Source organism: Mesorhizobium sp. P2_E6 (assembly GCF_056403835.1).
Genome location: NZ_JBFUEQ010000005.1, coordinates 197573 through 209917 on the forward strand (window position 1 = coordinate 197573; position 12345 = coordinate 209917).

A 12345-nucleotide genomic window follows, 5' to 3' on the forward strand; every position below is an offset into this window, starting at 1 on the left:
CCCCCTTGTTGAGCGCATTGCATACTGATGGCGCGGTAATCCTCGCGCTGACTCTGCGCTTCGCCGGCATCGCCTGATGCAGGCCGCTTCTACCTCAAAATCCGACTTCCCCTGGTGGCTGGTCGTGGCCGTGGCCATCGCGATTGCGGTGGCCGTCTTCGTTGCCACCAGCAACCTCTACGCCCAGGTCTTCGCCACCGTCGCCAAGGGCATAGGCATTACCGTTTTCGTCACCGTGATTGCCTTCGTTTTGGCGTCTGGCATTGGCCTCGGCGTCGCGCTGATGGGCCTGTCGGGCTCGCGCCCGCTACGCCAGGTCGCCCGCTTCTATGTCGAGATCATCCGCGGCGTGCCGATCCTGGTGCTGTTGTTCTGGATCGCCTTCGTCGGCGCGCCGGCCTTCGTCGCGGGTTGGAATGCCCTGACCGCACCGCTGCAGAATGCCGGCCTTGTGGGCGAATTGCTGGTGCGCGACGTGTCGCTCTTGTGGCGCGCCATCATGGCGCTGACCATCGGCTATTCGGCGTTCATCTCGGAGGTCTTTCGCGCCGGCATCCAGGCCGTCGAGAAGGGCCAGATCGAGGCGGCGAAGGCGCTCGGCCTGACGCGCGCTCAACGTTTCCGGCTGATCGTGTTTCCGCAGGCGATCCGCACCATCCTGCCGCCGCTCGGCAATGATTTCGTCGCCCTGGTCAAGGATTCTTCGCTGGTCTCGGTGCTCGGCGTCGCCGACATCACGCAGATGGGTAAGGTCTATGCCGCCGGCTCGTTCCGCTTCTTCGAGACCTATTCGATCGTCGCCTACATCTATCTCATCCTGACCGTTGGCCTGTCGTTGGCCTTGCGGGCGCTGGAACGGCGGTTGCGTCGCCAGCACGAAGAATAGTTTTTGAGCGAAGACGGCGCTACGATCCTTGTCTCCATATCTCGAATGAGGACGTCACATGATCGTCGACAAAGCCAATGCGGCGCTTGATTCCGTCTACACCGCCGACACGCCGGAAGCGCTGGCCGAGGCCTATGCCGCGTGGGCCGCGACCTATGACAGCGAGACGGCTTCGCTCGGTTATCTCCTGCCCTTCCTGATCACCGCCTGGGTGGCCCGCCACGTGCCGGCGGGCGACGGACCGCTGCTCGATGCCGGCTGCGGCACCGGACTGTCGGGCCCGTCGCTGCAGGCGCTGGGCTACCGTGACATTGCCGGGCTCGACCTCTCCGACGACATGCTGAAAATCGCCGGCAGCCGAAATGCCTACAGCGAGCTGAAACAAGCGATGCTTGGCGGGCCGCTGCCATGGCCGGATGGCCATTTCCGCGCTTTCTTCTCAACCGGCGTTTTCACCATCAGCCATGCGCCGGCCTTGAGCCTGCATGAGCTGGTGCGCATCACCCGGAAGGGCGGCCACGCCGTCTTCACCGTGCGCGACCAAGTGTTCGACAGCGGCGGCTTCCAGGCCGTGTTCGACGAACTGGAGCAGGCGAAGACATGGCGGCCGGTCGAGCAAAGCCCATGGTTCCGCTGCTACGCGATCGCCGAGCCCGACGCGCTGGTGAAGACCTTCGTTTTTGAGGTGATGTGAGCGGCGAGGAACCTACGTCCTGCGACGGCAGCTTCCAATTGCCGAAAAGCCAAAACATTGGTATGAGCCACGCCATGGAAGAGCTTTTTGGCGATCCGGCCTATAAGGGGTTCGTGCTGCAGGATAGAAAACGCCTGCCGTCGCGTTTCTCCGCGCGCGTCTCCGGCGCGCTGACCAGCCGACTACCCTAGGCCGACCTGTTCAGGTCGTTTCGCCGGACCGGTGATCCGGCATCTGCTCCTTCCCATTCTCATATCGACGGATTTACGCACATGAGCGCACCGCGCACCCTCTACGACAAGATTTTCGACGACCATGTCGTCGACCGCCAGGACGACGGCACCTGTCTGCTCTACATCGACCGCCACCTCGTCCATGAAGTGACCAGCCCGCAGGCCTTCGAAGGCTTGCGCCTGAGCGGCCGCAAGGTCCGGCATCCGGAAAAGACGCTGGCCGTGGTCGACCACAATGTCTCGACCTCGCCCGAGCGCAAGTTCGGCATCAAGAACGAGGAAAGCCGCATCCAGGTCGAGGCGCTGGCCAAGAATGCCAAGGATTTCGGCGTCGAGTATTATTCGGAAAACGATATCCGCCAGGGCATCGTCCACATCATCGGCCCGGAGCAGGGCTTTACGCTGCCCGGCATGACCATCGTCTGCGGTGACAGCCACACCTCGACCCACGGTGCCTTCGGCGCGCTGGCGCACGGCATCGGTACGTCCGAGGTCGAGCATGTGCTGGCGACGCAGACGCTGATCCAGCGCAAGGCCAAGAACATGCTGGTGCGTGTCGACGGCCAGTTGCCGGATGGCGTCACCGCCAAGGACATCATCCTCGCCATCATCGGCGAGATCGGCACCGCCGGCGGCACCGGCTATGTCATCGAATATGCCGGCGAGGCGATCCGTGCGCTGTCGATGGAAGGCCGCATGACGATCTGCAACATGTCGATCGAGGGCGGCGCGCGCGCCGGCCTGATCGCGGCAGACGAGACGACCTTCGCCTATGTCAAGGACAAGCCGCGCGCACCGAAGGGCGCGGCGTGGGATGCGGCAATGGAATACTGGAAGACGCTGCAGTCCGACGAAGGCGCGCATTTCGACAAGGTGATCGTGCTCGACGCGGCCAAGTTGCCGCCGATCGTTTCCTGGGGCTCCTCGCCCGAGGATGTCGTGTCGGTGCAAGGCATCGTGCCGAACCCGGACGATATCTCGGATGAAAACAAGCGCACCTCCAAGCAGCGCGCGCTCGACTATATGGGGCTGACGCCGGGCACCAGGATCACCGACATCACGCTCGATCGCGTCTTCATCGGTTCGTGCACCAATGGCCGCATCGAGGATCTGCGCGCCGTCGCCAAGGTGGTCGAAGGCAAGACCGTCAGCCCGCATGTCGATGCGATGATCGTGCCCGGCTCCGGCCTGGTCAAGGAACAAGCGGAAGCCGAAGGCCTCGACAAGATCTTCGTCGCCGCCGGCTTCGACTGGCGCGAGCCGGGCTGCTCGATGTGCCTTGCCATGAACGACGACCGGCTGAAGCCGCATGAACGCTGCGCCTCGACCTCGAACCGCAATTTCGAAGGCCGGCAGGGCTTCAAGGGCCGCACCCACCTGGTGTCGCCGGCGATGGCGGCGGCGGCGGCGATCGCCGGCCACTTCGTCGACATCCGCGAGTGGAAATAGCGCCGGAACCTGCGGCTCGAACGCATGCCAGACCCCGGACCGCCTTGCGGCTCCGGGGTCTTTTTCATCCGCTCCGTTGCATATTCAGCTTTCGCTTAACTGCTTGTTTGGGCTTGCGCCCTAAGGTCTTCCCTGACGTAAGCGAGGGGAAGTCACAGTCCTTTGGACACCGGTCTGTTCATAGCGCTGCTCAATCCGACGATCGCGCTGGCACTCGGCGCGGCCTTCCTCGTGCTATGGTCCTATCAACGCCACCGCCCATATCTCGCCGTTCTGGCGATCAGCTACGGTCTCTCGGCGGCCGGCTTCCTGCTGCAGTATTTCACCTTGCCCTTCGGCATGCAGCTGACCAAGCTGACGTCGAATATCTGCTTCACCGTTGCCGGTTGCTGCCTGTCCAGCGCCATCATCCACCGCTATGGCCGCAAGGTGCCTTATGTGGGGATCGGCGTACTGGTCGGCGGTGGCCTGGCGTCGTTTTGCTGGTTCCTGTTCGTCGCGCCGGATCTCACCTGGCGCATCCTGGCGATGAATTTCGCTTTTGGCGGCCTCAGCCTTCTGGTCGCCGCCGAACTGCGACCGGTGCGCCGCAACGGTCCGACCGAAAACATCCTTTTCGCGCTGTCGCTGTTGTCGGGCCTGAACTTCTTCGTGCGTACCCTTGTCGTCGTCATAGCGCACGGGCCCTTCACCAGCTATGACGGCTTCTATGCCTCGTCCTACTGGACGACGGCGCTGCTGTCGCATGCACTGCTGTCGCTGCTGATTGCGCTCTGCCTGTTCTCCGCCGCGGCACTTGACGTGATGAAGGCGCTGAAGACCGAGACCTACACCGACCCACTTTCGGGCCTTCTCAATCGCCGCGGCTTCGAGGAACGAGGCATGCAGCTGTTGCGCCACTGCGCCACGGCCCGCTTCCCGGTCGCGCTGGTGCTGGCCGACCTCGATCATTTCAAGGCGCTCAACGACGTACATGGGCATGCGGCGGGCGATCGCGTGATCGCCGACTTCGCTTCCAAGCTTCGGTTGGCCGCCGGGACGCGCGGCGTTGCCGGGCGTATCGGCGGCGAAGAGTTTGCCGTGCTGCTGCCGTTGAGCGATCTCGCTGCCGCGCGGCTGTTCGCCGAAGCCGTGCGCACGGTATATTCGGCCGGCCAGGTCGACGGGCTTCCTGCCGGCACCAAGGTGACAGCGAGTTTCGGCGTGGCTGCCCGCAGTGGCGACGAGGCGCTAGAGCCGCTGATGCGCCGTGCCGACGATGCGCTCTACAAGGCCAAGAAGAATGGCCGCGACAGCGTGCGCCTGTCCTATGAGCGCCCGGAAACGGTGTTCGTGCCGGAGCCACTCAAGGTGGGCTGATCCCGCCCGGCTGGGCCAGCGTTAACGGCTTCTTCGCCGCTCGATGCTTTAGCTGTCGGCGCGGGTTCGGGAAGACTATGAGCGGCGCCAATTTCATCCTGTTGATCAATGTGTCGGTCGCCGGCCTGTTGGCGGCGTCCTTCATCGCGGTCGCGTTGCATGAGGCCGGCCGCGCCGCGCCGCGCTGGCTGGCGTTCGGCTATCTGCTGGGCATGGTGTATTTCGCCATCGAATTCAGCATCCCCGCCTTCGACAATGCGCGGCCGGTGGTCGTTGCCGCCTTCGCGGTGTTCCTGGGCGCCACCATCGCCTTCAATGGCGGCCTGGCGCACAAATACGGCGTGTCGCCGCCGTGGAAGCAGATGCTGTTCTTCCTCGTCGCCACCTCTGTCGCGGTGTATTTCGTGCAGGACCTGCCGCGCCAGTCGCTGGCCCGCATGATGGCCTACCAGCTTCCCTATGCGGTCATGCAGTTCATCGGTCTCGTGATCGTGTGGTCGTCGCGGCAAAGGCACGCCCGTCTCGACCACATCCTGATGGCGGTGCTGGCGGCCAGCGGGTTACAGTTTGCCTCAAAGCCGCTCATCGCGCATGTGCTCGGCGGCTGGGGCGCCAACCCGCAGGCCTATCTGCAAAGCAACTACGCGCTGGTGTCTCAGTCGCTCGGCACCGTCTTTGGCTCGGCGCTGGCGCTGCTGATTCTGGCCATCCTGGTTCGCGACGTGCTCGCCGAGGTGACGTCGAGGTCGGAGACGGACACGCTTTCGCGCCTGCTCAACCGCGGCGGCTTCGCCCGCCACGCTGAGCAGGCAGTGCTGGGCGCCGTGCGTCAAAGCGTGCCGGTCGCGCTGGTCATCGCCGACCTCGATCATTTCAAGACCGTCAACGACAGCTTCGGCCATGCGTCCGGCGACCGGGTGATCGAGACCTTTGCCGGTTTCCTGCGCGAGGCCGCCGCCGGCCACCATGTCGCCGGCCGCATCGGCGGCGAGGAGTTCGCCATCATCCTGCCGGGAACCAACCTTGCCGCCGCCCGGCTGTTCGCCGAGGGCGCGCGCAGCGCTTTCAGCGCGCTGCCCATCGATGGACTGCCGGTGGACAATCGCTGCACGGCAAGCTTCGGCGTCGCCGAGCTTCATCCGAGCGAGGATTTTGCCGGTCTGATGCGGCGCGCCGACCAGGCACTTTACCAGGCGAAGAATGCCGGGCGCGATTGTGTGCGTGTCTCCGCCGGGCCGGCCGGCGGAAGAGAGATTACAGCCGGCGCTGGTTAGATCCGGATCACTGGCAGGGGCTGAGCTCGGGCATCTCGCCATCAGCAAGCCCGTACATATAGCTGCGCCCTTTCACGAACACCGGCGGCCGGTAACAATCGCCGGAGCCGGTGATTTCGTCCGATTCATTCTCGTAGATCACCTTGGGCTGGCCGGCGCTGGTGTAGTCGGACAGCTGCTTGGCCAATTTGCCTTCGCCGACCAGGATGCGCTTGTAGCCGGCGGCGCTGTCGATGACGAGATTGCCGAGCGAATCGGCGTAGACGCGGTCGTGGTGGCGTGCGCCGGCGAGCGCTGGCGCCGCCAGGCCAACGACGGAAGCCGCCACGATGAGCGCCGCAAGGCGCATTCTTTCCGAGTTCGAACGCATGGCGTCCTCCTTGTTTAGAGGAAAGCCTCCTCGAATCAGAAATTAACCTTTTCTTAACCTTTGTTAAGAGGCCGGCGCGTTTCGCAGCGATGTCTCGGTAAACATGGTTAATATCCGACTGGGTGGAAAATCCGGTGGCCATCTTTCGGCCATGCTTGGCCGCACCATCGCGGCCGGCGTCCAGTTCGGCATAGGATGACCTTGATCTTGGCAACGCATCGTGGCCAGTTTGCCGCGCGGGAGGGACAGCATATGGCGCCAGGCCGGACGTTTCGGGTGACGCTTGTCCTGTCGCCGCTTCTGGTCGCCATGGCCTGCGTGCCGCAGAATGATCCTCCGAGAGCCGGCAACAGGGCCGCTACGTCGTTCTCGCTGGCGCCTGCCGCCTCGGCGGGCGGTGCCGGCACCGACATGACCTCGCCGCAGCCGCGCACCGCGACCTACAGTTGCGCCGATGGCGGCAGGATGACCATCGAGAATCTCGGCACCTCGGTGCATGTTCTCGGGTCCGACGGTACCAGCGAAGATCTGCAGGCCTCGCCGGCCAACCAGAACAGCCGTTACCAGCAGGCGCATGACGCGATTGTGATCGATGGCCGCGAAGCGCTGGTCATGAAGGCTGGGTCGACGCCGGTGACCTGTAAGCGCTGACTTGGGGGCCATGTCGGACCTGTATGTTGCACTGCAGCGATAGCGAGCCGGCTTCGGCCCAATCACCGCTAATCGATTGAAGCCTGCGCCTGCCTTTTAGTCAGACTAAATTACGTTTTCGAAACGGTTTTCTGGCTTTGACGCGGTGCAAAAAGAGCATTAGAAACCGGCTGTCCGAAGTCGCATCCGGAAGCGGCAATGCCGCATTTCCACCTGAGGCTCCAGGGACGCCGAACTGGGGGAGCCATGAGCAAATCACCAGCCACCCGCGCAAGACCGCTTTCGCCGCACCTGACCGTGTACCGGCCGCCGATCACCATGACGATGTCGATCATCCATCGCATCACCGGCGGCGCGCTCTATTTCGGCACGCTGCTGGTCGCCATATGGCTGATGGCGGCGGCAAGCTCGCAGCCGACATTCGACTGGGTCAATTGGGCCTTCGGCACCTGGCTCGGCCGGCTGATCCTGTTCGGCTACACCTGGGCGCTGATGCACCACATGCTGGGTGGTGTGCGCCATCTGGTCTGGGACACCGGCGCCGGCCTCGAGAAGCACACGGCCTCGAAGATCGCCTGGGCGACGCTGGCCGGCTCGGTCCTGCTCACGCTGCTGATCTGGATCGCCGGCTATATGGCGCGGGGAGCCTGATCATGAGCACTGGCAAGACCGACATGCGCACGCCGCTGGCGAAAGTCCGCGGCCTGGGTTCCGCCCGCGAGGGCACCGGGCATTTCTGGCGCCAGCGCCTCACTGCCATCGCCAACATCCCGCTGACGCTGTTCTTCGTCGGTTTCCTGACCGCGCTCAACGGCGGCGGCTACGTTGAGGTGCGGGCATCGCTCGCCAATCCGTTCGTGGCGCTGGTGCTGGCCCTGGTGCTCATCTCCGGCCTCATCCACATGCGGCTCGGCATGCAGGTGATCATCGAGGACTACGTGCATGGCGAAGGCATGAAGCTGGCGCTTATCGCGCTCAATACGTTTTTCACCATAGCGGTCGGCGTCGCCTCGATCTTCGCCCTGCTCAAGCTGGCATTCGGAGGCTGAGTTGGCCAAGGACGCAAAAGGAGCCAACACCGGTTCCGCTTACACCTATGTCGATCACAAATTCGACGTGGTGGTCGTCGGCGCCGGTGGCGCCGGCCTGCGCGCCACGCTCGGCATGGCCGAACAGGGCCTGCGCACCGCCTGCATCACCAAGGTTTTCCCGACCCGCTCGCACACGGTGGCGGCGCAAGGCGGCATCGCCGCTTCGCTGTCCAACATGGGGCCCGATTCCTGGCAGTGGCATATGTACGACACCGTCAAGGGTTCGGACTGGCTGGGCGATGTCGACGCCATGGAATATCTGGTGCGCGAAGCGCCGGCGGCGGTCTACGAGCTCGAACATTACGGCGTGCCGTTCTCGCGCACCGAAGAAGGCAAGATCTACCAGCGGCCGTTCGGTGGCCACATGATGAATTACGGCGAAGGCCCGCCGGTGCAGCGTACCTGCGCGGCCGCAGACCGCACCGGCCACGCCATCCTGCACACGCTCTACGGCCAGTCGCTGAAGAACAACGCGCAGTTCTTCATCGAGTATTTCGCGCTCGACCTGATCATGGAGCCGGACGGCACCTGCACCGGCGTCGTCGCATGGAACCTCGACGACGGCACCATCCACCGCTTCTCGGCCAAGATGGTGGTGCTGGCGACCGGCGGCTATGGCCGCTCCTATTTCTCGGCGACTTCGGCGCATACCTGCACCGGCGACGGCGGCGGCATGGCCGCACGCGCCGGCTTTCCGCTGCAGGACATGGAGTTCGTGCAGTTCCACCCGACCGGCATCTATGGCGCCGGCTGCCTGATCACCGAAGGCGCGCGCGGCGAGGGCGGCTATCTCGTCAACTCCGAGGGCGAGCGCTTCATGGAGCGTTACGCGCCGTCGGCCAAGGACCTTGCCTCGCGCGACGTCGTCTCGCGCTGCATGACGCTGGAGATCCGCGAAGGACGCGGCGTCGGCCCGAAGAAGGACCACATCTTCCTGCACCTCGACCATCTCGATCCGGCCGTGCTGCACGAGCGGCTGCCGGGCATTTCGGAATCGGCAAAGATCTTTGCCGGCGTCGACCTGACCAAGGAGCCGATCCCGGTCCTGCCGACGGTGCACTACAATATGGGCGGCGTGCCGACCAATTACTGGGGCGAGGTGCTCAACCCGACGCCGAGGAGCCCGGACAAGGTGTCGCCCGGGCTGATGGCGGTCGGCGAGGCGGGCTGCGCCTCGGTGCATGGCGCCAACCGGCTGGGTTCGAACTCGCTGATCGACCTGGTGGTGTTCGGCCGCGCGGCCGCGATCCGGGCCGGCCAGGTCATCGACCGCAAGTCGGCGATCCCGGCGCCCAACGAAGCCTCTGTCGAAAAGATCATGGGCCGCTTCGACCGCCTGCGCCACGCCAACGGCTCGACGCCGACGGCAAGCTTGCGCGAAAAAATGCAGCGGGCAATGCAGGAAGACGCGGCGGTGTTCCGCACGCAGGAATCGCTGGAGAATGGCTGCAAGCGTATTTCGGAAATCTGGACCGAGCTCAAGGACATCAAAGTGTTCGACCGCTCGATGATCTGGAACTCCGACCTGGTCGAAACGCTGGAACTGGAAAACCTGATGGCCAACGCCATCACCACGGTCTACAGCGCCGAGGCGCGCAAGGAGAGCCGCGGGGCGCATGCGCGGGAAGACTTTTCGGCACGCGACGACACGGCCTGGCGCAAGCATACGCTGGCCCGGCTCAGCGAAGGCGGCAAGGTGACGCTGTCCTACCGGCCGGTGCATACCGAGCCGCTGCTGGCGGAAAAGGACGGCGGCATCAGCCTCGCCAAGATCGCGCCGAAGGCCAGGGTGTATTGACCATGGCGCTGGCGGCCTCGGGATATTCCGCTACGCCCCTTCCGGCCAAGCTCGGCCTGAAGGACGGGATGACCGCCGCCTTCATCGCGCTGCCATCGGAACTCGATGAGCTGGCCGATGCTGTTGCCTTTGCCAATGTCGACCGGCTGGCCGATTGGTCTGACATTTCGGGAACGACCCAAAAATACGATGCCGTCCATGCCTTCACCCGGCAGCGCGCCGAGATCGAGGATCGCCTCGGCGATGTCGAAGCGGCGATCAAGCGCGACGGCATGGTCTGGGTGTCCTGGCCGAAGAAGGCATCGAAGGTGCCGACCGACGTCACCGAGAGCGTCGTTCGCGCCGAGGCGCTGAAGCGCGACCTGGTCGATGTGAAAGTCGCCGCCGTCAATGAAATCTGGTCCGGGCTGAAGCTCGTCATCCGAAAAGACCGCAGGTAACGGTTGAACTGACGCTCCCCAAGAATTCGAAGATCCAGCAAGGCAAAACCTGACCGAAGCCGGATGGCGCACGGTCTCTATCGCGCTTTTCGATGACCTCTGCGATATGGCTGGCGCTGTCGACTTTGCACAGATCGACCGGCTGGCCCGTCTGATCGAGAATTTCGGCGCTCGCCTGAAATACGAGGCCGTCCATCTATCACACAACAATGCGCTTAGAGCGGTTCACCGTTTCACGGAAACGTCGAACCGCTCATGCACGCCGTTCGCCCAAAACCGAGGTCACTTTTGAGCGACGTATATTAGCGATCTCGAAAGTAATTGGCCGTTTGATATTTGCGCTCATCAGCATTGCCTTAGTATAGCTTTAAGTGATTCTCGATATCCACTTCCGAAATCGTCGATCGAGTGCGAAGTATGCGCGGATTTCATGCTATTCGTTGCTGGCCAATTGGATCATTGGTCAGCGTCGCGACAGTGGGGTCGCTCACCTGGCTCGTGTCGCTGGTTTATCTTCAGGAGAAAAGGCTGCTGGCGGTCCTTGGCCTGGGCGCTCTGTGCTCGCTTCTCTTGCTGGATCGCCTCCAAGGGGTCAGGACGGATCAGCCAACAAGCAGGTGGTTCAGCGCCTACTTGTCGCTTATTCCTTGTTTTCTCTTCCTTTTCTATGTCTACGTCGAAAGTGTTTTCGGCTATTTCGATTGGGGCGCGATGTTCATGCATGTCGACGCCGGAGTTCTCACGCCCGGTGTCGTTCTCGAATGTCTGGTGAATACGGGAAGCACGATACTGGTCATTTTGGTCGTTCTTTTCGGCCTTGGCGCACTGAAGGCGCGCGGCACGCTGACACGAAGATTGGACGTTGCCTTGATGGCGTTCTTCCTGGCGGCAAACCCGATGCTGACGCGCCCGATCGCGGCTGCGATCCATCTCAACCCGCTGCATGATTTCCTGTCCAAGCGGTTCGTCGATATCACCTCTTTGACAAAACCGGCCGGAACAGCGTCGGAGACCGTCGCGCCAAGGAACCTCATTCATATTTTCATCGAGAGTGCCGAGCGCACCTACATGAACGAGGCGGAGTTCGGCGACGTCATGGGCCCGCTGCGCGAATTCGACAGGCGTGGCGTTTCGGCGACCAACATGGTGCAACTTGCCTACACCAACAACTCCATCTCCGGGATGGTCGCCGCCAACTGTGGAACGCCGCTGCTAATAACGTATTTCACAACGCGCCAGTACATGGAGGAGAATTCGCAATTCCTGCCAGGCCTGACCTGCCTGGGCGATGTTCTGAAGGCGCGAGGCTATCAGCAGAACTTCATTTCCGGTTGGCCGCTCGGCTTCACCGGTCAGGGAGAATTCTATTCCACCCATGGCTATTCATCGCTGTTTGGGGGATCCGAAGTGGTGGCCGCCGTCGGTGGGCGTGGCAGCTCTTTTGGCGCCGATGACGCCCAGGTTCTGGACATGAGCTTCGACGTTTTGCGGCGCGCGAACCGAGACGGCAAACCGGTCTCGCTGACGATCGCCGTCAGTGGTGGGCATGCGCCGGATGGCTACCTGACTGACAAATGTATCGGCAAGACAGGACTTTCCCCACAAGCCCCCAATATTCTCCATGCCGTGAAATGCACCAACATGCTGGTCGCAGACTTCATCCACAAAGCCGAGGCCGAAGGTCTGATGAGGAACACCGTTCTGGCGTTGCAAAGTGACCACCTCAGCGCGCCGAGCACGGTGACGGATCGGCTGAACACGTTTGAACGGCGCAATTTTTTCTCCCTGTCGGGCGATGGCATTCCCTCCAAGGCGTATACCAGGCTTTCGGGCACGATTGACGTATTTCCCTCCATTCTGGAGGCGCTAGGCGTGCCGCTCCCAAATGACCAGGCTGCCCTTGGCGTTTCGCTGCTTGGGGATCGACCGACGCTGGTCCAGGCACTTGGACAGGGCCAGTTCGATGACGCGATCCATGCCGAGGATGTGCTCGTCAGATCATTCTGGCAGCTGAAACCGGCACGGACGGCCGCGGCGTCCGAGGCTGAGCCGCATTAATGCCAGGGTGCACACCGGCGGCAAGTGTTCGATGCCAGATAG

Annotated in this window: 13 protein-coding genes; 11 read left to right on the forward strand and 2 right to left on the reverse strand. The window is 63.1% G+C overall.

The window, feature by feature from the left end; genetic code table 11:
* Positions 1-76 precede the first annotated feature (76 nt).
* The 5 genes from AC1D08_RS14395 to AC1D08_RS14415 all read left to right on the forward strand — a co-directional run bounded on the left by AC1D08_RS14395 (position 77) and on the right by AC1D08_RS14415 (position 5895).
* The gene (locus AC1D08_RS14395; protein ID WP_457150744.1) at positions 77-886 is read left to right on the forward strand and encodes an amino acid ABC transporter permease; all 810 of its coding nucleotides are present in this window, start codon (positions 77-79) and stop codon (positions 884-886) included.
* 58 nt (positions 887-944) lie between these two features.
* Positions 945-1580 carry a class I SAM-dependent DNA methyltransferase gene (locus AC1D08_RS14400; protein ID WP_457150745.1) on the forward strand — a complete coding sequence of 212 codons (636 nt, stop codon included), beginning with the start codon at positions 945-947 and terminating at the stop codon, positions 1578-1580.
* 272 nt (positions 1581-1852) lie between these two features.
* Positions 1853-3262 carry a 3-isopropylmalate dehydratase large subunit gene (gene leuC, locus AC1D08_RS14405; protein ID WP_457150746.1) on the forward strand — a complete coding sequence of 470 codons (1410 nt, stop codon included), beginning with the start codon at positions 1853-1855 and terminating at the stop codon, positions 3260-3262.
* Between the two features lie 162 nt (positions 3263-3424).
* The gene (locus tag AC1D08_RS14410; RefSeq protein ID WP_457150747.1) at positions 3425-4621 is read left to right on the forward strand and encodes a GGDEF domain-containing protein; all 1197 of its coding nucleotides are present in this window, start codon (positions 3425-3427) and stop codon (positions 4619-4621) included.
* A gap of 77 nt (positions 4622-4698) precedes the next feature.
* A complete protein-coding gene (locus AC1D08_RS14415; RefSeq protein ID WP_457150748.1) occupies positions 4699-5895 on the forward strand; it encodes a GGDEF domain-containing protein in 1197 nt (398 codons plus the stop codon).
* Between the two features lie 7 nt (positions 5896-5902).
* On the opposite strand, the gene AC1D08_RS14420 is transcribed toward AC1D08_RS14415, so the two are convergent.
* Positions 5903-6265 (reverse strand): hypothetical protein, encoded by a 363-nt coding sequence (locus AC1D08_RS14420; protein ID WP_457150749.1) that lies wholly within the window; start codon positions 6263-6265, stop codon positions 5903-5905.
* 207 nt (positions 6266-6472) lie between these two features.
* On the opposite strand from AC1D08_RS14420, the gene AC1D08_RS14425 reads away from it, so the two are divergent.
* The 5 genes from AC1D08_RS14425 to AC1D08_RS14445 all read left to right on the forward strand — a co-directional run bounded on the left by AC1D08_RS14425 (position 6473) and on the right by AC1D08_RS14445 (position 10245).
* Positions 6473-6916, forward strand: coding sequence for a hypothetical protein (locus AC1D08_RS14425; RefSeq protein WP_457150750.1), 444 nt, complete (start codon positions 6473-6475; stop codon positions 6914-6916).
* 246 nt (positions 6917-7162) lie between these two features.
* Positions 7163-7567 carry a succinate dehydrogenase, cytochrome b556 subunit gene (sdhC, locus tag AC1D08_RS14430; protein ID WP_457150751.1) on the forward strand — a complete coding sequence of 135 codons (405 nt, stop codon included), beginning with the start codon at positions 7163-7165 and terminating at the stop codon, positions 7565-7567.
* A gap of 2 nt (positions 7568-7569) precedes the next feature.
* Complete coding sequence (gene sdhD, locus AC1D08_RS14435; protein WP_457150752.1) at positions 7570-7965, forward strand: succinate dehydrogenase, hydrophobic membrane anchor protein; 396 nt, start codon at positions 7570-7572, stop codon at positions 7963-7965.
* A 1-nt stretch (position 7966) separates the two neighbouring features.
* Positions 7967-9805 carry a succinate dehydrogenase flavoprotein subunit gene (sdhA, locus tag AC1D08_RS14440; protein ID WP_457150753.1) on the forward strand — a complete coding sequence of 613 codons (1839 nt, stop codon included), beginning with the start codon at positions 7967-7969 and terminating at the stop codon, positions 9803-9805.
* Between the two features lie 2 nt (positions 9806-9807).
* Positions 9808-10245: a DUF3052 family protein gene (locus tag AC1D08_RS14445; RefSeq protein WP_457150754.1), complete on the forward strand. Its 438-nt coding sequence runs from the start codon at positions 9808-9810 to the stop codon at positions 10243-10245.
* Here the strand turns inward: AC1D08_RS14445 and AC1D08_RS14450 are convergent.
* Entirely contained in the window at positions 10223-10441 is a 219-nt protein-coding gene (locus AC1D08_RS14450) for a hypothetical protein (protein WP_184872579.1), read from the reverse strand. The genes AC1D08_RS14445 and AC1D08_RS14450 overlap by 23 nt on opposite strands.
* 263 nt (positions 10442-10704) lie before the next feature.
* On the opposite strand from AC1D08_RS14450, the gene AC1D08_RS14455 reads away from it, so the two are divergent.
* Positions 10705-12303 (forward strand): sulfatase-like hydrolase/transferase, encoded by a 1599-nt coding sequence (locus AC1D08_RS14455; RefSeq protein ID WP_477423424.1) that lies wholly within the window; start codon positions 10705-10707, stop codon positions 12301-12303.
* Positions 12304-12345 lie beyond the last annotated feature (42 nt).